Source organism: Dyella sp. 01N448, from assembly GCF_056399225.1.
Map to the genome: position 1 here is coordinate 66738 of NZ_JBFTQX010000003.1, position 24297 is coordinate 91034.

17 protein-coding genes are annotated in these 24297 nt (G+C 64.7%); 9 read left to right on the forward strand and 8 right to left on the reverse strand.

Annotated features, from left to right (window positions below):
• Nucleotides 1-299 precede the first annotated feature (299 nt).
• Both AC1DKY_RS04395 and AC1DKY_RS04400 read left to right on the forward strand, forming a co-directional pair.
• Nucleotides 300-1097, forward strand: coding sequence for a hypothetical protein (locus AC1DKY_RS04395; protein ID WP_441602506.1), 798 nt, complete (start codon nucleotides 300-302; stop codon nucleotides 1095-1097).
• 61 nt (nucleotides 1098-1158) lie between these two features.
• Nucleotides 1159-1902 (forward strand): MHYT domain-containing protein, encoded by a 744-nt coding sequence (locus AC1DKY_RS04400; RefSeq protein WP_441602507.1) that lies wholly within the window; start codon nucleotides 1159-1161, stop codon nucleotides 1900-1902.
• 69 nt (nucleotides 1903-1971) lie between these two features.
• On the opposite strand, the gene AC1DKY_RS04405 is transcribed toward AC1DKY_RS04400, so the two are convergent.
• From AC1DKY_RS04405 to gshB, 8 genes are all read right to left on the reverse strand, one after another.
• On the reverse strand, nucleotides 1972-3735 hold the full coding sequence (locus AC1DKY_RS04405) for a hypothetical protein (RefSeq protein WP_441602508.1): 1764 nt from the start codon (nucleotides 3733-3735) through the stop codon (nucleotides 1972-1974).
• A gap of 252 nt (nucleotides 3736-3987) precedes the next feature.
• Complete coding sequence (locus AC1DKY_RS04410) at nucleotides 3988-5613, reverse strand: type VI lipase adapter Tla3 domain-containing protein (RefSeq protein ID WP_441602509.1); 1626 nt, start codon at nucleotides 5611-5613, stop codon at nucleotides 3988-3990.
• Nucleotides 5614-5710: 97 nt separating this feature from the next.
• The gene (locus tag AC1DKY_RS04415) at nucleotides 5711-7867 is read right to left on the reverse strand and encodes an alpha/beta fold hydrolase (RefSeq protein WP_441602510.1); all 2157 of its coding nucleotides are present in this window, start codon (nucleotides 7865-7867) and stop codon (nucleotides 5711-5713) included.
• A gap of 124 nt (nucleotides 7868-7991) precedes the next feature.
• Nucleotides 7992-8918 carry an aspartate carbamoyltransferase catalytic subunit gene (locus tag AC1DKY_RS04420; RefSeq protein WP_121878116.1) on the reverse strand — a complete coding sequence of 309 codons (927 nt, stop codon included), beginning with the start codon at nucleotides 8916-8918 and terminating at the stop codon, nucleotides 7992-7994.
• A 19-nt stretch (nucleotides 8919-8937) separates the two neighbouring features.
• Complete coding sequence (ruvX, locus tag AC1DKY_RS04425; RefSeq protein ID WP_441602511.1) at nucleotides 8938-9372, reverse strand: Holliday junction resolvase RuvX; 435 nt, start codon at nucleotides 9370-9372, stop codon at nucleotides 8938-8940.
• On the reverse strand, nucleotides 9369-9944 hold the full coding sequence (locus tag AC1DKY_RS04430; protein WP_046970387.1) for a YqgE/AlgH family protein: 576 nt from the start codon (nucleotides 9942-9944) through the stop codon (nucleotides 9369-9371). The genes ruvX and AC1DKY_RS04430 overlap by 4 nt, the downstream gene beginning before the upstream one ends.
• Nucleotides 9945-10026: 82 nt before the next feature.
• Nucleotides 10027-10893: an energy transducer TonB gene (locus AC1DKY_RS04435; protein ID WP_441602512.1), complete on the reverse strand. Its 867-nt coding sequence runs from the start codon at nucleotides 10891-10893 to the stop codon at nucleotides 10027-10029.
• A complete protein-coding gene (gene gshB / locus AC1DKY_RS04440) occupies nucleotides 10890-11867 on the reverse strand; it encodes a glutathione synthase (RefSeq protein WP_441602513.1) in 978 nt (325 codons plus the stop codon). Before gshB ends, AC1DKY_RS04435 begins: the two co-directional genes overlap by 4 nt.
• Nucleotides 11868-12336: 469 nt before the next feature.
• On the opposite strand from gshB, the gene AC1DKY_RS04445 reads away from it, so the two are divergent.
• The 7 genes from AC1DKY_RS04445 to AC1DKY_RS04475 all read left to right on the forward strand — a co-directional run bounded on the left by AC1DKY_RS04445 (nucleotide 12337) and on the right by AC1DKY_RS04475 (nucleotide 24289).
• Nucleotides 12337-12693 carry a response regulator gene (locus AC1DKY_RS04445; protein WP_019464684.1) on the forward strand — a complete coding sequence of 119 codons (357 nt, stop codon included), beginning with the start codon at nucleotides 12337-12339 and terminating at the stop codon, nucleotides 12691-12693.
• A gap of 31 nt (nucleotides 12694-12724) precedes the next feature.
• Nucleotides 12725-13096 (forward strand): response regulator, encoded by a 372-nt coding sequence (locus tag AC1DKY_RS04450; protein ID WP_046970385.1) that lies wholly within the window; start codon nucleotides 12725-12727, stop codon nucleotides 13094-13096.
• 7 nt (nucleotides 13097-13103) lie between these two features.
• Nucleotides 13104-13643, forward strand: a complete 540-nt coding sequence (locus tag AC1DKY_RS04455; RefSeq protein ID WP_441602514.1) for a chemotaxis protein CheW — start codon at nucleotides 13104-13106, stop codon at nucleotides 13641-13643.
• A gap of 115 nt (nucleotides 13644-13758) precedes the next feature.
• On the forward strand, nucleotides 13759-15789 hold the full coding sequence (locus AC1DKY_RS04460; protein WP_441602515.1) for a methyl-accepting chemotaxis protein: 2031 nt from the start codon (nucleotides 13759-13761) through the stop codon (nucleotides 15787-15789).
• A gap of 73 nt (nucleotides 15790-15862) precedes the next feature.
• The gene (locus tag AC1DKY_RS04465) at nucleotides 15863-21946 is read left to right on the forward strand and encodes an Hpt domain-containing protein (protein ID WP_441602516.1); all 6084 of its coding nucleotides are present in this window, start codon (nucleotides 15863-15865) and stop codon (nucleotides 21944-21946) included.
• Nucleotides 21939-23816, forward strand: coding sequence for a chemotaxis protein CheB (locus AC1DKY_RS04470; protein ID WP_441602517.1), 1878 nt, complete (start codon nucleotides 21939-21941; stop codon nucleotides 23814-23816). The genes AC1DKY_RS04465 and AC1DKY_RS04470 overlap by 8 nt, the downstream gene beginning before the upstream one ends.
• Nucleotides 23813-24289 carry a chemotaxis protein CheW gene (locus tag AC1DKY_RS04475; protein WP_441602518.1) on the forward strand — a complete coding sequence of 159 codons (477 nt, stop codon included), beginning with the start codon at nucleotides 23813-23815 and terminating at the stop codon, nucleotides 24287-24289. The genes AC1DKY_RS04470 and AC1DKY_RS04475 overlap by 4 nt, the downstream gene beginning before the upstream one ends.
• The last annotated feature ends 8 nt before the right edge of the window (nucleotides 24290-24297 follow it).

Genomic DNA, 24297 nt, shown 5'->3' on the forward strand with positions numbered 1-24297 from the left:
GGAAGGGGAACCTGTTCAGCACGCGATTACCCATGCCAAGGCGATGTCATGAATGTGTTGGAACGGTGTTGGCGATACTAAGATCGTGGCAGCTGTGATCGAGATCACAATGATCGCGTGAGGAGGCGTGAGCTAGCTTTCTGCGCGCTGACGCAGACGTAAAGGCTCACGAAACGATAAAAAAACCAGTCTGTGAACCACGTCGCCAAATTGAAAATCCGCCTTGTGGAATAGACGGCTATACGGCAGATTTGCGAGCAATAGCACAAACCTGTGCTGGCTTGATTTCGGGGGGAATCATGGCCGAGTTGGAAGTTCGGGTAGTTTCCGAGCGTAGGGAAGGGCTGCTGGTCGAGCTCGGCCGCGTGGTGACGGAGTACGGCCACGTGCTGCTGCGCCAACGCCTGGTCCAGGAAGCACAAGGCGCTTGCCTCACCCTGCTGCTGCGCGGGCCGGATGATCGGCAGCTGGCACTGGAGGAGGCGTTGGGCAGCCATCCGCGCGTACTCAGTTTCGAATCCTTGAGACCGCAACTGGCGCCATTCGACGAGGGCGCCACGGCCAGTGCGACCAGGCCTGCGCCTGTCCCGGCCATGGCTTGCGTCAGTGCAGCCAAACCGGCTCAAGTGCAGGAGGCCACATCGATCGCTGCAGGCGCCGACGTCGCGCGCGTCGAGCGCATGCTGCCGAACATGGCGAAGGACTATCCGCGCATCTTTCCCTGGCTGATCAACCTGGAATACGCGGTGGCCGAAGAGGCGCGCGATGCATCGCTCTATCTCGCCGGCCGGCGTACCGGCAACTGGGTGTTCAAGCGCGATTTCGCGCTGGGCGCCAGATTGAGCCTGCCCGATGCGATACGCCGCATCGCGGTGCCGGCGCTGCGCGTGCTGGTGACCGTCGATCATCAGGAACACCAGTTGCACGTGAAGGCTTGCCCGCTATGCCAGCCGGGCGGAGCGTCGGGCGGGCGGTTCTTCTGCGGATTCATCGAAGGCCTGCTGGCCGAATCGGTGGGCGCACGCGCGGTCTTCGTGCGCGAAACCAGCTGCCACAGCCAAGGCGCGGCCATGTGTGTGTTCGACATATCCCAGTGATCGCCGCCTGCGAAGCATGGCGGTGACCGCAGGGCATCCATAGTCAACCAAGGGGAACTTCATGCAAGACATGCATCAGCATTACAACGGAGTGCTGGTCGGGTTGTCGTATGCCGTATCCGTGTTGGGATCGTTCACCGCACTGCAGTTTGCCTTGGGCATACCGCTGGCGCAGGGCCGCCGGCAGCGCTGGGGTGCCATTCTGGCCGCCGGTACGGCCATGGGTGGCGGCGCGATCTGGGCGATGCACTTCATCGCCATGATTGCCTGCAACATGGGCGTGCAGGTGACCTACGATATTCCGCTGACGATCGCCTCGGCACTGCTGGCGATTGTTGCGTGTTCGCTGGGTCTGGCGATCGTCGGTGGCGGCTCGTTTCGCTTCATCAACCTGCTGTTGGCTGGTGTCTTGATGGGGCTGGGCGTGGCGGGCATGCACTATCTGGGCATGGCGGCCATGCTGAGTTCGGCGATCGTGTCCTATGACGGCAGCATCGTGGCGCTGTCGGTGGGCATTGCCATGGTGGCCTCGATGGCGGCGCTGTGGCTGGCCTTCAACCTGCGCGGAAAACTGCAGATGCTGGGCAGCGCGCTGGTGATGGGCGTTGCCGTATGCGGCATGCACTATACGGGCATGTCGGCGATGGAGATGACCCAGGGCGCCACCTTGCCGGCCGGTTTCGAGCAGGGCATGCACGGCGAACACCTGGGCCTGGTGATCTTCGTGGTGGTGGTGATCCTGCTTGCACTGGCCCTGGGCCTGAGCATCGTGCGCCAGCAGCGTCGGGCCGCGCTGTCGATCTGATCGGACCGACATGGCCAAAAAAAACGGGGCGCCTGGGCGCCCCGTTTTGTTTCCATCGCGATGGAGGTATTACTTCAGTTCGGTCTGGCTGGTGATCACGAGTCCAGCGCTTTCCATGTGCAATTCGCCGTTGAGCGACTTGATGCGCGCGGCCTGTGCCTGCATGGATTCGAACTGCGCCTTGGAGCGCTCAGCCGCCGCCTTGGCGGTCGCCTGGGCCTGCGGGTCGTCCGACTGCGAGGCTGCGGTGATCTCGGCGATGTGCTCGGCCTTCTGCGCCATGGCTTTCACCCAGGCCTGGTACATGTCGCCGCTCAGGCTGAGTCGGCCCAGGCGACCGGCGTCGCCGCTGGCGGCGTTGAGCAATTCACCCAGCTTCACGTCTTCGCCCTGGCCCACGGCCAGGGCGAGCGCCTTGGGCCCCATCGCGGCCCACACGGGTGCGCCGAGCGGAGCGGTGATTTCGGGCGGCAGCGCCACCGGCTTGCCGTCGGTCGTCAGCTTCACCTGCTGCAGGCCGGAAGCGGCCATCTGCGCCATCGCGAGCAGGCCGGCGGGATTGGAGGTGCCGATCAAAATACGGCCGCTGAACTTCGGCATGGCGTCGTTGCTGCCGGGTTCGAAGCTGTCGAGTGCGACGCGCAGACCGAGCAGATCACCGATCGGCGGCACGGCCGCCTGCTGCGTCATCAGGCCGATCTTGGCGAAGCCCTCGTTGAGCTGGGTCAGCGAGGGGCAGGTGAACGGCTTGGCGGCCACGGCTTCGGCCTGTGCGCCCCAGAAGCTGCGCAGCTGGACGATGGGCACGGCGAGGCTGATGTCGAACGGCGCGGTGCCGGCGGCGCCAAGGCCCGGCAGCTCCACCTTGAGGCCGCTGAAGGCCTTGGTGACGTCGTCCGCCAGGGCCACATCCCAGCGGATGTTCTGGTGCTTTTCGTCGAGCTTGGTGTAGCCAAAGCTCACCGACGGCACGCGCGAGGCAATGCGCACGGCTTCGCTTTCGCACACCGGCGACACCTTCAGCTGGTTGGACACCGGCTCGCCCGTCTTGGCCGATTCGGCCTCGGCGTGCGCCTTGATCAAGGTGTTGAACAACGGGTCCTTGCCGCTGGCCGCGAGCGGCAGCAGGCGGGCCAGATCGACCTGGCCGATGGCCCAGGGCTGGTAATCCTTCGCCTTGGCGAGTTTTTCCAGGCGACCGTCGTCCTGCAGATTCTTCTCCGGGCGATCCAGGCCAAAGGCCAGGCGCAGCGTGGCTTCCGGCGCATCGGCGGGCAGGATGGCGGCAACGGCCTGCTTGCCGACCTCGGCCAGCACCACCTGCAACCCGCTATCGGCGGTGACATGCTTGCGATAGCTCAGGCCACCGACGGTAGCCGTGTCGAACGGCTTGCCGTAGGCGGCTTCCAGGCGAGCCACGAAGGCATCGAAAGCCTTGGGGTCGACCAGCTCGAAGCGGGCGACCGGCGAGAGGCCCAGGCCGTACACGACCGAGCGACCCTTGATGTTGAGGCCCGCATTCTGCGCGAACGCCTCGATGCTCTTGCCATCCAGCTCGGCGATCAGTGCCTTCAGCAAGCGGGACAGGTCGGGGTCTTTCTCCGCCATTTCGTCCGCCGCGGAGCGCAGCTGGACCAATTCCGACGGCAGCTGGGCATCGGCCTGGGCGAGCAGCGCCTTGCGCGTGTCGTCATCGAGCACGTCGAGGTTGCCCACCACGTACGGCGTATCGGCCGGTACGAAGGCCAGCGGAGCGTCCTTGTCCTTGTGATGGCATGCCGCCAGCAGGACACCGGCGAGGCTTAGCGCGGCTATGCGCGTCGTCGATCGCATGTCTAATCCCTTGAGTGAAGTGATGTTGCGCCGCGCATTATGCCTGCATTCGAGGCATCTCGCGGTGACCTTGGGCCGCCGGGGTAAAGCCCGGCTGCAGCGCGAAAGGCTGGGATTTGCTCCCGAGACTTTGTGCGCCCTCTGTCCAGAAGACGTCACCCGGCATAGGCCCCAGGTATGGCGGGGCGAGCGCCCGCTGCCGCGAACGCATCGCGTAAGGGGCTTCGCCGCTGGAGCGGACATTCCTGCCTATCAGAGCTTGTCCAGGTCCACCCTTGGCCCACTGGCAATGAATTCATCCAGCGTCTTGCGATCGCGTTCGGCCTGTTCGGGATCGAAGGGGCGGGAATAGTTTTGCTCGCGGGTCTGGTTCGCTTGCCATGCGGCGAACTGCTCGGCCTGTATCCGGGCAGAGGGGACTTCGCTCGTGGCGGTCTGTGGCAGCAGGTTGACGCCGAAGGGGTCGTTGGTCGGCTTCTTGCCCGGCGTGGCGGAAGTGAGCGTGATCAGCGTGGCCTGATCGGCTCGGCGCAGTGGCACCACCACGCTGGTGTCGGCGTTGAGATAGGTTGCCATAGTGGCCACAGCAATGCCGACAAACGGCGAGGCCGCGCCGGTATCCCCCAGGCGCTGGGTAAGGTCGTAACTCTCATTGGACTCAAACAAATCGAGTGGACTACCGGCCAGCTTAAGTGCCGGAATAAGGTCGCCGAGTGGTGGTACCGCCGGCTTTTGGCCGCCGTCGTAGAACACGCGTGCGGGCGGTGGCGTGACGCCTCCGATCGCTTTTTTCCAACCGTCGGCGAGTGCCGTGGTCAATGCTTCGTTCTTCAGCCGCCTGCCGGGCTTGTCCGGGTTGTCGAGCGATACCGTCACCGGGCGATGCAGTACGGCGAGGGTTTTCATCGCATCCCATTGCTCGAATGCGCGTTTATTCCAAGGCAATGGAATAAAGGGTGATGGCTGAAAGTTCATCGGACTAGGGGGCATGCGCGCCCAACCGGCAAAACGCGGTGAGATGGGATTGGGGTTGGGTTTGGTGTAGCGGGCATAGCCGCGCAGCCAGTCGAGGCGTTCGGGGCGGGCGACCACGAGGGCAACCATCGCGTCAGTGAGCTCACCGCGTTCACGCGGACCATTGCCGACACCGATGAGGGTTTGGTCTTTGGTGGAGAATTTATAGGCCGCGTTGTAACCATCCAGCACGTACACCAGCATTGCCGGCATGTCGGGATGGTCCTCGAACGTGCGGAAGATATCCTCAACAACGTCGTCCGGTGTATCGCTGCAGATTACGCCGTTGGGGAGTTGGTCGATTTCGTGCCAATGCAGGCCTGCTTCAGGACGAAGATTGTTCACCATGCGGGTAAGCCCACTCTGGATCTCGTCTATCTGCGGAAATCGCAGATTTGTGGCATTGCGATTCCAGCCGCGCACAATCGTGATCGTTGGAATTGGCCATGCCTCCGGGAAGTCTTTGAGCCCCAGCTCCAGAGCATCCTGCATACGTTGATCCCATGCCATGTTCTTGGTGTCGACAGTCACTGGATATTTCTTTGGGTCCGTCGGCAAGATGTTGCCCACATGCAAGCTGTTGGGTTCGCGCGCATCCTGCTGCTGCATCTGCGCCCATGCTTGCCCTTGCCTATAGACGTCTAGACTCAGACCTACGCTGACAATAGCCAACGTATCCAGATGCGCTGATTCGGTTGGAGCGCTGTAAAGCGGCGAGGTACCCATGGAGGAAGCGTCCTTGGCAGATGGCGAGGTGGCGTAGACAAAGTCGGCGTCCCTGGAATAAAGCGACGGGGACTTGAAGCAGCTCAGCGTTCCGAAGGTGTCGCGGAGGGCCTGATCGGCGTCGGGCGGGCGACGCACAAGAAGATCCGGTGTTGCGGCGTAAGTGCTCGCAGTGAGCGCTAGCATTAACAAACCACTACCGGTGCGATCTCGTAGTAGGCAAGAAAATGACGCCTTAGCCACGGGTTTCACGCTTGACCAGTGAGGGTACCGGCGGGGCGAAGTACTGCGGATAGGCCTCGGGCTTGCCTGACGCGCGGTAGTTCGCGGTGGCGACAATCAGCTTTGTATTGTCGGGATGTTCTTCGCGATAGAACGCCAGCGTGTCTGCATCCGGGCCTTCATCGTCGAAGACGCGGTCACTGTCAGATTTCACTTGGCCGGACGGGCGAGCATCACTAAATGGTGATTTAGACGTTTCTCCCCATCCCAAGCGCCAATCGGCCAATCGACACAAGTAGGTATAAAACTCCCCATCATCGATGCTCTTGGCCTGCCCGATCGCCAGGTCATACGCCACCGCCAAACGGCTGTGTTCCGGGTTGGCCGGAATCGCCGAATGAAATGACAGCGCATCGTCCTTGGTGAGCTTGTCTGGCGGGGTTTCCATCAGACGCTGGCGTGCTTCGTTGGGCGTTTCGCTGCGCAAGATGCGAACCGTTCCGTCGTCCATCAGGTCGATGTGCTTGAACTTGGCGCAATCGGCTGGCTCCTTGCCCTGGTTGAGTACGCCCTCGATGTCGCGGGCCGTCGTTCCCCGGGCCAGGGCCTCGCCTCTTCCCATCACGATGGTTTTGAACTGCTTGCGGTCATCCGGATCCCAGCCGCCGTTGGTAATGCCGATGGAGGCATCGATGGGATCCATGGGGGCCTTCACCATGTGGATGCCGTCTTTCGGGTCACGCGCGCCGACGGTGCCTCCGCTATCGAAATCGACTGCGAGCGCCGTGGGGAGCCGCGGCGCATTGAGCGTCACGGTTTGCCCCACCTGCAGTTCGGCCTTGATCAGGTTGCCGCTAAAGCCCTGGCCGTTGCCGGCCCAGGTTCTTTCGCCGGGCAGGCGCATGACATAGCGGTACCCCGATGGATGGAGGCCCACGGCTTCAGCCTGGCCGTCGCGTTCGCGCAGTGTGAAAATCCGCTGCTGAAAACGGGCGCCGAGTCCGCCCAGTACATCATCAGGCACACCTTGCCAGCCGATGCCCTGCACGTTGCGTAAGCCGACCGTCTGGTCCTGGGGCGTGAAGTACAAAGTGACGTGGCCGCGATTGTCGCGCTCGTCGAAGTTCACCTCGTTGTTCTGCAAGGTCGTGGCGCACCGCTGGCCGGTCCAGCGCCGGCCACCGATGTAGCTGTCGATCTTGGCGGTGTTGGCCATGTCGGCCATTGAGGGGGTGGTGTGCGGCCGCTCGCCGATGAAGCGCAGGATGTTGCCCAAGGTCGCCCGCCGCGCAGCTAAGGTCTGCTGCTGGTCGTGCAGCTCCATGTGTTCCAGCCGTGGCTCGATCAGGCTGTAGGGCGAGTTCATCAGGACCGCGCTGTCGATGGGGCGTTGACCCTCATCCTTGAGAAAGGCATTGGCCAGCAAGGTCAGCATGGTGCCCTGGCTGTGCGCGACCACATTGACCGTGTCGTCCGGATGTTTGGCTCGGATGATCTTCACCAGCATGGCCAGCCGCTTGGCGGCCAGCAGCATGTAGTTGCGCGGTGGGGCAGGGAGGAGTGGGTGGCGTGCCGTACCAGCCATGGCGTTCATGGGCAGGAAGCCGAACACCATGCCGCTGAAGCCTTGTATCCACATGTCGGGCAGGGTGGTGGTGGCGTTGGCGAACATGCCACCTTCCTTGGTGGCTGCTTTGTCCAGGCGGTTGCCGTGACGGTCCAGCCATTCGCCGTGCGGGGTGTCTTTCTGTACGTAATCCTTCTTCGTGTTTGGGTCATAACCGCTGTCCTCGCGAAAGCCCCAATAGAACGGAATCACCACGCTGCGCGAGTTGCCGCCACCGCGGCCGGCATTGGCCAGGCGACGGTAGTAGACCGTGTCGGGGTTTTTGGCGAGGTGATCGTCCTGAGTGGGTAGCGAGTAGCGGGCAGGCACTAGGGCGGAGCCATTGATGCGTCCGCGCGCGCTGGTGAGGTGGTCCAGGCGCTCGTTGAGGCCGGTACAGAGCCCTTCTTCGATGTCGGCGTAAACGCCGGCCAGGTCGTTGACCCCATGCACGAGGATGGTGATGCAGGGTTTGGGCTGAATGACGTAAATATAGACATCGCCGCCGCCCGGAAGAAGCAACGCCTTCGCTTCACCAATGACAGGGCGCGTGGAAGGGGGCATGACACGACTCCACTGAGGATCAGTGGTCAACGCTGTCAGTGCGAGGGGGAGCCCCGCTATCAGCTAAGGCTGATGTCTTTGTACGTTTCGATTGAAGCGTACTGCCGGGCCTGCCTAGGTGGGCTTAGCGCCCCAGCACTTCGGCCAGCACCGCCATGCGCACGAACACGCCGTTGCCGACCTGCTCGAGGATGCGCGACTGGGGGCCGTCCGCCACTTCCGGGGCGATCTCGATGCCGCGGTTGAGCGGGCCGGGGTGCATCACCAGGGCGGCCTTGGCGGCACGCGCGAGGCGGCGGTTGTCCAGGCCGTAGCGGTGGAAGTAGGCGGCCTCGTCGGGCAGGTCGGTCACCGCCATGCGCTCTTTCTGCAGGCGCAGCATGATGACTACGTCGGCGCCCTCGATGGCGGCGTCGAAGTCGTCGGTGATCACGCAGCCGGGGAATTCCGACTCATCGGGCATCAGCGCGTTGGGCGAGCACAGGCGGATTTCTTTCACGCCCATCGCCTTGAGCGCATGGACGTCCGAACGCGCCACGCGCGAGTGCTTCACATCGCCGCAGATCACCACGGTGAGCTGCCGGAAATCAGGGCGATGCTGGCGGATGGTCAGGACATCGAGCAGGCCCTGGGTGGGATGGGCGCGATTGCCGTCGCCCGCATTGATCACCGACACGCCGCTCATGGCATGGCGCACCAGTTCCTCCGGCGTGCCGGAGATCTTGTGGCGCACCACGATGGCATCCAGGTGCATCGCCTCCAGCGTGTGCAGCGTGTCGAACAGCGCTTCGCCCTTGCTGGTGGAGGAGAAGCCGATGTCGAAATTGATCACGTCGGCGCTGAGCCGGCGCGCGGCCAGTTCGAACGAGGTGCGCGTGCGCGTGGACGGCTCGAAGAACAGGTTGAGGATGGTGCGGCCCGACAGCAGGTCCAGCTTGCGCGTGCCGTGGGCGCAGCCTTCGCGCATGGACTCGGCGCGATCGAGCAGGCGCTCGATGGTCTCGCGGGGCAGGTGTTCCAGGGTGGTTAGGTGGCGCAGGCGAGAGCTCATGGCGGGCGGAAGTCCGTGCTTAAGGTCCGGTGTTGTCGGGAGTAGCCAGCCAGCGCTCAAGAATGACCGCGGCGGCTTCGGCATCGATCGTGGCAGCATCGCGCTTTTTCTTCAGGCCCGCAGCACGCGCGCTGGCGAAGCGCTGCGCGGCTTCCTGCGAACTGTAGCGTTCATCGGTGAGCTGCACCGGCAGGTTGTAACGCTGGCTGAGCTTGTCGGCAAAGCGGCGGGCGCCCTTGCTGGCGGGCTGCTCCTCGCCATCAAGGCCGAGCGGCAGGCCGACCACCAGGGTGTCGGGCAGCCATTCCTTGCGCAATGTGTCGAGCGTCGACCAGTCGGGCTCGCCCTCGCGCACCGCAATGGCGGCCAGCCCACGCGCGCTTCCGGTAAATCGATTGCCGACGGCCACGCCGATCAAACGACTGCCGTAGTCGAAACCAAACACACAGCTCATGCGTGTCCCGCGTAACCTGGCAACTGCAACGGGTCGACCCCGACCAGGCCTGCGGCAGCGCTCCAGCGCTCTTCGAGCGGCGTGTGGAAGATCACGCGCTCGCTCGCTTCGACGGTCAGCCAGGTGTTGTCCTTCAGTTCCTGCTCCAGCTGACCCGCGCTCCAGCCGGCATAACCCAGCGCCATCATGGCCAGGCGCGGGCCTTCACCATGGGCCATGGCGACCAGGATGTCGCGCGAGGTCGTCACCGACCATTCGTCGTTGATGCGATAGCTCGATTCCCAATGACCGGGCTCGCGATGCAGCACGAAACCACGCTCCTGCTGTACCGGGCCACCGATCAGCACGGGCGCGTCGGCAAGTTCGAGGTCGCTGCATTCGAGTTTCATCTGGGTCAGCACATCGCCCAGGCGGTATTCGGAGAGCTGGTTCACCAGCAGTCCGACGGCACCGTCTTCATCGTGCTGGCAGATGAAAGCGACGCCGCGCGAAAACGGCGGCTCAGCCAGGCTGGGCATGGCGATCAGGAACTGACCGGCGAGAGACTGCGGGCTGGATAGTGGGGAAGCCATGGCCGCATTGTATGCCCTGAATGCGCCGGGCGTCCGCAGCCATGTTCGGGCCCTTTAGGTGACACGTTCACCCGCTCCTCACTCAGCGGCTGTGCAGCGTGTCGTTGGGCATGAACTGCCAGGTGCGCGTGATGTTGAGCTCGTCGATGCGCTCTTTGTCCGCCGGCAGCGAGGGAAACGGCGCGGCGAGGCGCACGATGCGTTGCGCGGCGGCGTCGAGCAGCGGCTGGCCCGAGCTTTGCACGACCTCGATGCCCTTCACCGAGCCATCGCGATTGAGCGTCACCGTCAGCAGCACGTCGCCGTGCAGGCCGCGTCGACGCGCCTCGTTGGGATAGTTGATATTGCCCACGCGCTCCACCCGGTCCACCCAGCCGCGCATATACGCCGCATAGGCGTATTCCTTGGTGTTGGACGAGATGAATTTCTTCTTGGGCCGCTTGGCGTATTGCTCGCTGCGATCGCGCACTTCGGCGGCCAGCTGGGCCATTTCCTGGCGCCGCTTGATGTCCGACGGCGACTCGGGAAGGTCCTGCGGCGTCTGCTCGAGCTTGGCGCTGTTGGTGCTGACGCTGTAGTGACTGTTGCCCGTGGTGGTGAGCAACTTGTCGTCGGTCGCTTCCTGCGGGCGCGGTGCGCTCGCTTCGATCGGCTGCGGGGCCACCCCTTGCGAGGGACGGGGCAGGGCGCCGGACACCAGCTGCGACGGGCGCGCGGCCTTGTCGCTCTCGCCGCCGCCGCTGTTGTTGGCCTGGGCCAGGAAGTCGGCCTTGTCCGGCGCTTCGCGATTGGCCACGTCGACCAGGGTCACGTCCAGGGTCGGCAGGCTGGGCTTGGCCTTCACATAGGTGAAGGTGATGCCCAGGATCACCACGCCGTGCAGCAATAGCGAGAAAAGCATCGTGGCGCCGAACATGTCGGCGCCGGTGCGGACAGCAGGTTGGCTCACGCGGCGCGGGTTCCGAGTCGGTTCTGCTCAATCACATCGAAGAGCTGGCCGGCAATATTAAGCCCGAATTGTGCGTCCAGTTCGCGCACACACGTCGGTGATGTGACGTTGATCTCGGTGAGGTAGTCGCCGATCACGTCCAGGCCCACGAACAGCAGGCCGCGGCGGCGCAGTTCCGGCGCTACCTGGGAGACGATCCAGCGGTCGCGGTCGGATAGCGGCACGCCCACGCCGCGGCCACCGGCGGCCAGGTTGCCGCGGAAGTCGCTGCCCTGAGGGATGCGCGCCAGCGCGTACGGCACCGGTTCGCCGTCGACGACGAGGATGCGCTTGTCGCCCGAGGTGATTTCCGGGATGAATTTCTGCGCCATGGTGAACTGCTTGTGCTCGCCCTTGGGGCCGGCGGCGATCAGCGTTTCCAGCATGGAGTTCAAGTTGCTGTCGCCGGCCTTCACGCGGAAGATCCCGCGCCCGCCCATGCCGTCCAGCGGCTTGAGCACGATTTCGCCGTGCTCGGCGGAGAAGGCGCGCAGCTCGGCGGCGTCGCGGGTCACCAGGGTCGGGGCCATACACTGCGGGAAGTGCATCGCAAAAAGTTTCTCGTTGCAGTCGCGCAGCGCCTGCGGGCGGTTGACCACGGTCACCCCGGCGCGCTCGGCCAGCTCGGCCACCATGGTGTCGTAGATGAACTGCGGATCCACCGGCGGATCCTTGCGCATCAACACCACGTCCATCTCGCGCAGGTCGCGCCACTGGGGTTCGCCGAGCATGAACCAGCCGCTGGGGTCGTCGCGCACGGACAGTGGCGCCAGGCGCGCCCAGGGCTCGCCGCTGCGCGCGGACAGGTCGCCCTGTTCCATGTAAAACAGGCTGTGGCCACGCCGCTGGGCCTCCAGCAGCATGGCAAACGTGGTGTCCTTGGCGATCTTGATCGAGCCGATCGGGTCCATCAGCACGGCGACCTTGAGGGCCATCGTCATTCTCCGGTAGTAGTGCTTGTTCACCATTCGCGACCGGCGTGCCGGCCAGGCGAAAGCATGGCAGTGTATGTCGTCCGAGGCGGAGATTGCGTTGATCGATCCAACGATCAAGTGGTCCGCCAAAGGCGCAGGAAAGTCCGGATTGTCCCCGAAGGGAAACATTGCCGACCGGCCCCTCGGTCGGCTCCCGAGGCAGGCAAACCGTTCGATTCAATGACGTAGCCCGCTTAACTTAAGAAATCAGCTTGACGTTAGGTCAGGCAGGCGGTAAACAGCTACGCACGAGTGCCTGCCGGCTGAATGGTTGCCGTACGTCCTCACGGACGTGCGGGTTTGTATCTCAAACATGGGACCGCTAGCCCATTGGTTGGCGGTCGCAGGATTTACCTGAGCCAGGGGCGGGTCGCAGGGGGGTGTTGTGAACTTGAACATAAGTGGAAATGGCTTGGCCGGCCTCAAGGTCATGGTTATCGACGACTCGAAAACCATCCGTCGAACCGCCGAAACCTTGCTCAAGAAAGAAGGTTGCGACGTGCTTACGGCGGTGGACGGTTTCGAGGCGCTTGCCAAGATCTCCGACCAGAAGCCCGCGATCATCTTCGTCGACATCATGATGCCGCGACTTGACGGCTATCAGACGTGCGCGCTGATCAAAAACAACCCGCAGTTCCGCGGCACGCCCGTGATCATGCTCAGCTCGAAGGACGGCCTGTTCGACAAGGCACGCGGGCGCATCGTGGGCGCGGAACAATATCTGACCAAGCCGTTCACGCGCGATGAACTGCTGGGTGCAATCCATCGACATGTCGTTACGGTTTAAGTCGGACGACTACAGGGTCTGAGGGGGGCCTGTGGCCAATATTCTCATCATCGACGATTCACCGACCGACGTGCGCGTGTTCACCACGCTGCTCGAACGTGCGGGCTATCAGGTTGATTCCATCGGCAACGCCGAAGACGGCATCGAGCGCGTACGCGAGCAGAAACCGGATCTGGTCATCATGGACGTCATCATGCCCGGCATGAATGGCTTCCAGGCCACCCGCACGCTCACGCGCGATCCGATGACCTCCAATATTCCGATCGTGATGATCACCACCAAGTCCATGGAGACCGACCGGGTCTGGGGGCTGCGCCAGGGTGCGCGTGCCTTCATCACCAAGCCGGTCAACGAGAAGGACCTGCTGGCATGCATCAACGATCTGCTACCCAACGCCGCGTGAGGCAAGCATGAGCCAGACCGCCTCGCTCTCGCCGTTCGAAATCCTTGCCCGGTATGAGCGTCTTTCGCTGGCGCATGCCTCCGGCACGCAGGAAAGCCTGGAGGCTCCCGGTCTCTGGCGCGGCATCGGCTATCGCGCAGGCAGTCGTCTATTCGTCAGCGGAATCGACGAGATCAGCGAACTGCTGGCGGTGCCCTCGCTGACCCCGGTGCCGGGCACGCAGCCCTGGCTGATGGGCGTGGCGAACGTGCGCGGCAATCTCGTGCCGGTGATCGATCTGGCGCGTTTCCTGTTTGGCGAACGCACACTGTCCACCGAACGCACGCGATTGCTCGTCGTGCGCCAGGGTGCAGGCAGCGTGGCGCTGATGGTGGATGAAGTCTTCGGGCAGCGTACGGTCGACGCCGAGCAGCGTCGTCAGGCCGAGCAGGAAGACGACCCGCGTTTGGCACGTTTCGTGGATGATCGTGTAGGCGATTCGCGACTGGCTGTGTTCAGTATGGGCAAGCTGGTTCGTGCGCCGGACTTCCGTCAGGCTGCGGCCTGACGCGCAAGCGTTGAACGACAAGTAGGACCGGCGCTGCTCAAGGCCGGAATCAGGGCGATGATCCGACGCCTTCGCCGGCATGGGCGGCGAGGCGTAGAAGGGCGAGGTGAACGAAATGAGCACTACAGGGGGCATGGGCAAAGAGCGGGGCTATACAGGCCTCATCATTGCGCTGGTCATTGCGTTCGGTTTCACGGGTGTCGACTTCGCCATGCTTACCTTGCGTGGCCGCGAAGATACACAGGCGACGGGTCTCACCACCCAGATCCAGGTGTTGTCGCAGCAGACGGCAAAGCTTGCCCTAGAAGCCGCGGACGGTAACGTCGATTCCTTCAAGGAACTCGAAACAAACCGCAACACCATCGATGCTGCCATCCAGCGCCTCAACAAGGGCGATGAGAAGGGCGGCATGAAGCCTTATGCCGACAACAACGCGACGCCGGCCGGTCGCGCCGTCGGCGCCCTGACCAATGCCTGGGGCCAGCTCGACGCCGACATCGGCAAGATCCTGTCCAACAAGGCGCTGGTGGTGGACTCCTCGCAGCGCGCCGCCACCCTGGGCCGCGAACTGCCGGTGCTGAACTCCAGCATGGAGCAGGTGGTGAACATCCTGCAGCAGCGCGGCGGTAGCGCAGAGCAGACCTACACCTCCGCCCGCCAGATGCTGCTGGCCGACCGTATGATCCGCCGAGTGCAGGAAGTGCTGCAGGGTGGCGACGCCTCGCAGCCCGCCGCCGACGGCCTGGCTCGCGACGGCCAGCTGTACGGCTCGGTGCTCAAGGGTCTGCTGGAAGGCAACACCGAAGTGGGCGTGCGCTCGATGGGCGACGCCAATGCACGCAAGATCCTCACCGACATGCAGGGCCAGTGGGACAACCTGCAGGACCCGGTCGGCAAGCTGGTAGGCGCCGCCGGTAACCTCAGCGACGTGAAGCGCGCCGGCAACCAGGCCTCGCTCGATTCCCAGAACGTACTGCTGCGTGCCAACGAACTGGCCGACCAGATCGGCAAGCTGCCAACCCGCCGCCTGTTCCCGAACCTGTGGTGGGGCGTGCTCGGCGCCATCGGCGCGGCGGCCTTCCTGGCCGTGCTTATCGTGCAGCTGGTCTCCGACCAACGCCGCCGCTTCCAGGAGTCGACCGAACTCAACCAGCGTAACCAGGAGGCCATCATGCGCCTGCTGGACGAAATGGGTTCGCTCGCCGAAGGTGACCTGACCGTCAAGACCACCGTGACCGAAGACATCACGGGCGCCATCGCCGACTCGGTGAACTACGCCATCGACGAGCTGCGCACCCTGGTGACGACGATCAACGAAACCTCCGAGCAGGTGTCCTCCTCGGCCCAGGAAACGCAGACCACCGCGCGCCACCTGGCCGAATCGGCGCAGAACCAGGCGCAGCGCATCAGCACGGCGACCACCGCGATCAACCAGATCGCCAGCCTGATGGATACGGTGTCCAAGGATTCGGCCGAGTCGGCCGACGTGGCCGAGCGCTCGGTGAAAATCGCTTCGCGCGGCGCCGAAGTGGTGCGCGAAACGATCTCGGGCATGGACTCGATCCGCGACCAGATCCAGGAAACCTCCAAGCGCATCAAGCGCCTGGGTGAGTCGTCGCAGGAAATCGGCTCGATCGTGGAACTGATCAACGACATTGCCGAGCAGACCAACATCCTCGCCTTGAACGCCGCCATCCAGGCCGCGTCGGCGGGTGAAGCGGGTCGCGGTTTCGCGGTGGTGGCGGACGAAGTGCAGCGCCTCGCCGAACGTTCGGCGAGCGCGACGAAGCGAATCGAAACGCTGGTGCAGACCATTCAGTCCGATACCAACGAAGCGGTGAACTCGATGGAACAGACCACCGCCGAAGTGGTGGCTGGTGCCCGACTCGCGGAGGACGCGGGTAGCGCACTGGGCGATATCGAGCGCGTGTCGCATGACTTGTCGGCGCTGATTCAAAACATCTCCACCCAGGCGCGCCAACAGTCCACCGCGGCATCGGACATCTCGGTTTCCATGAACGCAATTCAGGAAATCACTTCGCAGACCTCGCAGGGCGCAAGCCAGACGGCCGATTCGATCGGTTACCTGGCCCAGCTGGCGAGTGACCTGCGGCGCTCGGTGGCGCACTTTAAGCTGCCGGGTTGACACAAAACGTTTTTCACGGGGGGCAACCTCGCGGTTGCGTGACAAACCGTTACGTGATCGGTGAGAGGGGCGCATGAGACTTCAAGACCATATCGATTTCACCACCCTGCAGTGGGTCAAGCCCGAGCTCGATGAGACGCTCGCCGTGGCCCGCGAGGCGTTGGAGTCCTACGTCGACAACCCGGGCAACCGGGATGCGATGCGCTCCTGTGCGGACAGCCTGCACCAGGTGCACGGCACGCTGCGCATGGTCGAGCTATACGGCGCCGCCATGGTCACCGAGGAGATGGAAACACTCGCCATCTCGCTGCTCGAAGACCATGTGGCGAACCGTGAGGAAGCCTACGCCGCGCTGATGCGTGGCCTGATGCAGCTGCCCGATTACCTGGAGCGCCTGTCCGGCGGTCATCGCGACGTGCCGGTGGTGCTGCTGCCGCTGCTCAACGATCTGCGTTCCAGCCGCGGCCAGCAGGCGCTGCACGAATCGGCGCTGTTCACGCCCAATCTCGAATTCCCGCTGCCGGCGCAGGCGCCGACGCCGCCGGCGGAATTGCTGGTGGAGCGTCAACGCAGCGAAGTCACCGCGCTGCGCCTGCGCTTCCAGCAGCAGCTGCTGTCGTGGTTCCGCGGCCAGGGTAACGACCAGCAGCTGGGCGGCATGATCCAGACGCTGGACGCCATCACCGCGCGCTGCCACACCATCCCGGGCCGTCGCCTGTGGTGGATTGCGGCCGGCGTGCTGGAAGGCGTGCAGCAGGGTGCACTCAAGGCCCAGGCCGGCGAAGTGCGCCAGTTGATCGGCAAGGTCGACCGCAGTATTCGCCAGCTGGTGGAACACGGCGAAGCGAACCTGCGCGGCGGCGACGCCGATGAGCTCGCACGCAAGCTGCTGTACGTGGTTGGGCAAGTCCGTCAGGGCAGCCCGCGCATGGAACTGCTGCGCCAGACTTATTCGCTGGACGCATTGCTGCCCGAAGCAAGCGAGATCGAACACGCCCGCGGTTCGATGGCAGGCCACAACCGCGCGTTGCTGGACTCCGTCGCCAAGGCGCTCAAGGACGACCTGCTGCGGGTCAAGGAAGCGCTCGACCTGTTCCTGCGCCAGACCGACGCCGATCCGGGTCAGCTGTCCAGCCAGACCGAAGTGCTCGAACGCGTGGGCGACACCCTGGGCATGCTTGCCTTGGGCGTGCCGCGTCGCGTGGTCAATGAACAGCGTCGCGTGCTGGAAGAAATCGCCAGCCGCGTGCGTGCGCCGGACGAAGAGCTGCTGCTCGATGTCGCCGGAGCGTTGCTTTACGTGGAAGCTTCGCTCGACGATCACATCGAGAGCCTCGGCGCCGACGGCGAAACCGCCGCCGAAATGCCGACCGCAATGCTGCCGCGCAGCGAAGCGCGCCACATCCTCGCCACGCTGATGCACGAGGCCACCGCCAACACCGGCAAGGTGAAGGACGCCATCGTCGCCTATGTCGAATCGGGCTGGCAGGCGACGCAGCTGGCCGACGTCGGCGCGCTGATGGACGAAGTCGCCGGTGCGATGCGCATGCTGTCCGCGCCGCGTCCGGCCGAACTGGCCGAGGGCATTGGCCGCTTCGTCGGCAACGAACTGCTCGCCGACCGCCGCGTGCCCAGCACCGCGCAGATGGATCACCTCGCCGACGCACTCGCCGCCCTCGAGTACTACCTCGAAGCCGCGCGCGAACATCGTGGCGGTCTGGAACACATTCTCGATGTCGCCGAGCACAGCCTCAGCAGCCTCGGTTACTGGCCGCCGCCGGCCGTCCGTGCGCCGTCGGAAGACGAGCTGGACGAGCCGCCGGCAGACGTCGCACGCGCCGCGGACGCCGCACTTGCCGCCACGCTCGCCAACCAGCCGGAACTTTCCGAAAGCGTCAGCCTGGGTCACGGTGAAGACCTGTCGGGTCTGATCGTGGGTCACAGCGAGACGCCCGAGCCGGTGCCGCAGGAGATCACCGGCCTGCGCCTGGCCGATACCGTGCACGTCACGCCGCAGGAACCGGTACAGACCAGCGAAGACGACTGGATCGAGATCGAAGAAGAAATCGTCGAGGAAGTGACGGTTTCCGGCTACGCCGCGGTCGAAGCGGGCTTCCAGTCCAGCACCGCCGGCATCGACGACGACATCCGCGACATCTTCCTGGAAGAAATGCAGGAAGAGATCGACAACCTGCATGCCGCGCGCAAGACCTGGCTGGCCGATCCGCAACAGCTGGACTCGCTCACCTCGATCCGTCGCTCCTTCCACACGCTCAAGGGTTCGGGCCGCCTGGTCGGCGCCACCATGCTCGGCGAGTTCGCGTGGAAGGTCGAAAACATGCTCAACCGCGTGCTGGATCAGTCGATCCCGCCGAGCCAGGGCGTGCAGGAAGTGGTCAGCGCCGCCATCGACGCCTTGCCGCAACTGCGTACCGCGCTGACGGGCGATGGCCTGGTCACGGCCCCGCTCACGGCCATCATGGAAATTTCCGAGCGCCTGTCGTCCGGTCAGGTCGATGCCCGCCTGGCCGACATTGCTCCCGTCAGTGGCACCGAGACGGTGCGACGCGTGGTGCGCCGTCGCGTGCCGCGTGTGGACACCTCCGCCGAAGCCATTCCGGCGTCCAGCCTGGCCGGGATCGAAAGCTCGCCGGCCGAGCCGGTGGCGCCTGTGCATGACTTCATCGCCGCGCCGGTGATGCCGCCGATCGATCCGGTGCTGCTGGAAATCCTGCGCAGCGAAGTGGCGCAGTACCTGGCCACCATCCGCACCGCGATCAACCGCGTCGACGGCGAACTGCGCGTGGAGGACAGCCTGTTGCGCGCCGTCCACACGCTGCATGGCGCCATCGCGATGGTCGACATCCCGGTGCTGACGCAGCTGTTGTCGCCGCTGGAAAGCCTGCTCAAGCGCCTGCGCGCCGCGGGCCTGCCGCTGTCGCCGGAAGGCGTGATGCTGCTGAGCCAGAGCGCCGATGCAGTCGATCACGTCATGGGTCAGTTCGATGTGCCGTCGCCGCAGCTGCCGGATCTGGACAATCTGATCCATCGCCTGACGGAGCTGCGCGACAGCCAGCCCGAGCCGCAAGTGGCGCACGTGCTGTTCGAAACCCCTGCCGATGTTTCGGACGATGCACCGCTGCACGCCGCCGAAGCCTCGCACGAAGCAACTTTCGGTGCCTCGCTGGACGAAGCGCTCTCCGACGCCTCGCAGCCGGTCGAGCATATCGAGCTGGCCTCGCCGCCGGCCGTATCCGAGACCGACAAGTACACCGACGAACTGCTCGCCGCCTTGGGCGAGTTCGATCTCGATGCCCACTTGCCGACGGGCGAGCCAAGCTCGCATCACGTAACGACCCACGTGCCGGCGATCGACGAAGACGACTTCAGCAAGGCCTATGCCGACCTGCTCGACGACGCCGAGACGCTGGAAATCGGTCCGGTGGCCGACGAGGACGAGGCATCGGTCGAACACGTCGCGGTGCCGGAAGCTGAGCTCGAGGAGACGGCGCCGTCCGTCGAGATCGAGTCGACCGAGCCGGAACTCGAGCAGCTTGCCGAGCCGGTGATCGAACACATCGAGCCGGTCGAGGAAATCGTCACGCTCGAGGAAACGCCGATCGAAGAGATCGTGCTGGAAGCGCCGGTGCTCGATGCGCCGGAACTGCCGAGCGAAGAAGAGGCCTTGGTCGAAGCCGCGGCGGCCCCCGAAGCGGAGGTCGAAGCGACGCCGACGCAGGCTGCGCCGGAAGAAGAATTCGACGAGAACGCACTGCTGCCCAGCCAGATCGATCCGGACCTGCTGGAAATCTTCATCGAGGAAGCACGCGAGATTCTCGATCACTCCGACGGCGTGCTGGCCTTGTGGCGCGCCGAGCCGAGTGCGATCGAACATCTGGGCGAGATCCTGCGCGACCTGCACACGCTCAAGGGCGGTGCGCGCATTGCCGGCATGGTGCCGGTGGGCGATCTCACGCACGCCATCGAAACCGCGCTGGAACGGCCGATCCACGCCGAATCGGCGCATATCGGCGAGCTGATTGCCGCGCTGGAAGTGGGCTTCGACAAGCTCCACGGTCTGGTGCAACTGGTCTCGCAAGGCCGCGCGGTGGCCTACCCGAAGGCTCTCATCGACCGTTTCCTGGCGATGTCCGGCGAAGGCGAGGCGGCGGTGCCCGCCGAGGCGCCGGAAGCTCCCAACGTGGTGCCGTTCCCGGCTCGCCCGGTGGTGTTGTCCGAGCCGCTGCCCGAACTCTTGCCGGAGCTGTTGCCGGAAGACCGCGACGACGCACCGAGCACGCCGCAGGAACAGATCCGCGTCCGCGCCGAACTGCTCGATACGCTGGTGAACCATGCAGGCGAGGTGGCGATCTACCGCTCGCGCCTCGAACAGCAAGTGGCCGGCTACCGCTTCAACCTGGTCGAACTGGACCAGACCGTGCAGCGTCTGCGCAGCCAGCTGCGCATGATGGAAATCGAAACGGAAGCGCAGATCATCGCGCGCTTCCAGCGCGAGCATCGCGAAGCCGGTATCTCGGTATTCGATCCGCTCGAGCTCGATCGTTTCTCCCAGCTGCAGCAGTACTCGCGTGCGCTGGCCGAGTCGGTATCCGACCTTGTGTCCATCCAGGGCATGCTGGACGAACTGACCCGCCAGGCCGAAACGTTGCTGATCCAGCAGTCGCGCGTGAGCTCGGAGCTGCAGGAAGGCCTGTTGCGCACGCGCATGCTGCCGTTCGACACGATGGTGCCGAACCTGCGCCGCACGCTGCGCCAGGCCGCGCAGGAAGAAGGCAAGGGCGCCCAGCTGTACGTGGAAGGCGCCCACGGCGAAATGGATCGCAACCTGCTCGACCGCATCAAGGCGCCGTTCGAACACATGCTGCGTAACGCTGTGGCGCACGGCATCGAATCGCCCAAGGATCGTCGCAAGGCAGGCAAGCCGGAAGAAGGCGCCGTGCGCATCCGCGTGGCGCGCGAAGCCACCGAGGTGGTGGTGCGCGTGACCGACGATGGCCGCGGTCTGGATCGCGACGCCATCCGCAAGCGCGGCATCGAGCGTGGCCTGATCCGCAACGACACGCGCCTGAGCGACGATCAGGTGCTTGCCCTCATCACCCAGCCTGGCTTCTCCACCGCCAGCAGCGTGACCCAGCTGGCCGGTCGCGGCGTGGGCATGGACGTGGTGGCGAACGAAATCAAGCAGCTCGGCGGTGCGCTGTCGATCGAATCGAAGGAAGGCCAGGGCACGACCTTCGTGCTGCGACTGCCCTTCACGCTCGCGGTCACCCAGGCCATCCTGGTTCGCATCGGCGAATCCAACTACGCCATCCCGATGACCTCGGTGCAGGGCGTGGCGCGCATCAGCCCGGCGGAACTGGCCGAGCGCATGGCCGAGCCGGAGCCGACCTTCCTGTACGGTGGCGAGAGCTTCGACATCCATCACCTGTCCGAATTGCTGGGCGCGGTGACCACGCATGTGGGCGACGACGAGCAGATCCCGTTGCTGCTGACCCGAGCAGGCGACCTGCGTGCCGCGATCCGCATCGATGCCGTGATCGGCTCGCGCGAAATCGTGGTGAAGTCGGTTGGCCCGCAGATCAGCTCGGTGCCGGGCATCCTCGGCGCGACCATCATGGGTGACGGCTCGGTGCTGATCATTCTTGATCTCGCCCCGCTGGTCCGTCACGGCATCTCCCGCCGCCTGCAGCGCCTGGACGAAGGTCTCACCGCGGTGGCAACGCCGGTGGTGGAAGAACAGCGCGTGCGCCCGCTGGTGATGGTGGTCGACGATTCCATCACCATGCGCAAGGTCACCGGCCGCGTGCTGGAACGCCACGAGTACGAAGTGGCCACGGCGAAGGACGGCGTGGACGCACTCGAGAAGCTGCATGAGCGCGTGCCCGACCTGATGCTGCTGGACATCGAAATGCCGCGCATGGACGGCTACGAGCTGGCCACGCAGATGAAGTCCGATCCGCGACTGCGCGATGTGCCGATCATCATGATCACCTCGCGTACCGGCGATAAGCATCGCCAGCGCGCGTTCGACATCGGCGTCGACCGCTACCTCGGCAAGCCTTATCAGGAAGCCGAGTTGCTGGCGCAGATTGGCGAAGTGCTCGAACAGCGCATCACGGAGTCGCTCAATGGCTGAAACGGCGACGGCGGTGGCCTTGTTGTTCGATGACGTGGAACTCGGCGGTCAGCTGCGTGAAGCGTTGCGCGAACGCGGGGCGAGGATCGTGCACGAAGGGGCGCTGTCCACCCTCGACAAGCAGATGCTTGCGAGCACCGGCGCCGAAGTGCTGGTGGTGAACCTGGATGAAGACGCCGACGAGGATCTGGACCGTCTCTACGACGTGATCGACGGTGACCGTCCTCGCGTGGTGTTCAACGATGCCGCCGCCAGCCGCTCGCTCAACGGCTGGGACCGTGCCCGTTGGGCGCGCCACCTCGCCGTGAAGGTGATGGCGCAGGGCGATCTCGATCCGCCGCGTCCTCAGGATGCGCAGGCCGTGCCTGAAGTGGCCGAGCCGGCGTTCGCGGAAAGCGTCGAGGTTCCGGCGGTCGTCGTGGCGGAGGAGCCGCTGCCCAGTTTCGCCGCCGCACTGGAACCGGTCGCGCTGGCCGAGATCACCCCAGCCGAGATCACGCCGCAGGCAGTGGAAGCCACCGAAGAGCAGTCCGAATCGCTGGCTGCCGAGTTGGAGGCCTTCATCGCCGCCGATGAGCCGGCCTTGGTGGAAGCGGAGGCGGGTTCGGAGCTGTCGTTCCATGCCGCCGACGAACCGCTGCACCTGGACGATTTCGCTGCGCTCAAGGATGTGCCGTTCGAAGCGGAAGACGAATTCGGTTCGGGCCTGAAGTTCTCTGCCGACGAACCGCTGCCGGAACTGCATGACGGCAACTTCGGCGCGCTCGAAGGCGAAGCGGTCGCCGACCACGATTTTGGCTCGGGGCTGAAATTCAGCGGCGACGCCGAACTGCCGCCGCTGCATGACGGCAGCTTTGGCCTGGATACGCTGACGACCCAGGGCCATGCACCGATCGATGCGCCGGCACAGGACGCCGCTGCTCGCCACATGCCCTCGTTCCAGCTTGACCATCTAGCCCTGGCACCGCTCGACGAATCGTTCATGGCGTCGGTCGCGGCGGCGGAGAGCCAGAACAAATCGCCCGCATCCTTGCTGGGTGCGGCTTCGGCCTGGGCTCTGCTCGACGAAGGCGAGGCGCCCGCGCCGGCGGCGTCTGCACCGGCGCCGGCCAAGGCCGCCCATTTCGGCGTCGAAAAGCTCAGCGCCGCGGACTTCCTGGCGCCGGAAGGCGGCGAAGAAACCGCATCCATCATCGAGCCGGGCATGACACTGGAACTGGTGTCGATCGAAGAAGCGCTGGCGCCGAAGGAATACGACGGCGGCAATGAAATGCTGCTGGACGATCTGGATTCCGCGATTGGCCGCCTGCTCGTGCTGGGCGCCGCCGCGGACAGTCTCGAGGCGGTGTGTTCGTTCCTGTCGATGCTGCCCGGCGACCTGCGCGCGGCCGTGCTGCATGTCCAGCATCTGGGCGGCAAATCCGTCGAGGCACTATCCGATACGCTGACCCGCTATAGCGAAATGCCGGTGCGCGTTGCCGCGCAGGGCGTGCGTGCCCGCGTCGGCGAGGTGCTGGTGGTGCCCGATGGGCAGCAGGCACGCATACATCGCGATGGTCGCGTGGAACTGCAGTCGCTGGACAACAGCGACGTGCGCAGCTCGCCGATCGATGCCAGCTTCACGCTCGCAGCCAACGTGTTTGGCCGCAATGCGCAGGCCATCGTGTTCGCGGGCCAGGCCAACGATGCACTCGGCGGCTGCCAGGCGATCCACGATCGTGGTGGCCAGGTGTGGATCGAGTCGTCTGACGGCCAGTTTGCCGATATGGTGCACGGCATCGAAGCCGAGCGCCTGCACAGTTATTCGGGCACGCCTGCGGAACTCGCGGCGCGCCTGGTGGAAGAGATGTCGATGGAGGGCCGGCGATGAGCGATTTGCCACTACCGCGTGAAATTCGTTGCGTCCTGGTGCCGGTCGGCAACCTGCGCTTGCTGTTGCCCAATGCCACCGTGGCCGAAGTGATCACGATGCCCACGCCCGAAGCGGTGGAAGGGGCGCCCGCGTGGTTGCTCGGCCGCATCGCCTGGCGCGGCTGGCGCGTGCCGCTGGTCTCGTTCAACACGCTGGCGGGAGCCGGCGAGGGCGACAGCGAACAGTCCTACCGCGTTGCCGTGCTGAAGGCGCTGGGCGGTCATCCGGATCTGCCCTTCATTGCCGTGGTGACCCAGGGCTTCCCGCGCCTGACCACGCTCAATGCGGAACTGATCATCCCGACCCACGACGGCGCGCCGCTGCCGCCAGGCGTGCGGGCACAGGTACTGGTGCGCGACGACATTGCCGTGATCCCGGATCTGGAAGGCATGGAGGCGGAGCTGCTCGAATTGCTCGAGCCGGCCAGCTGAAGCGTCCC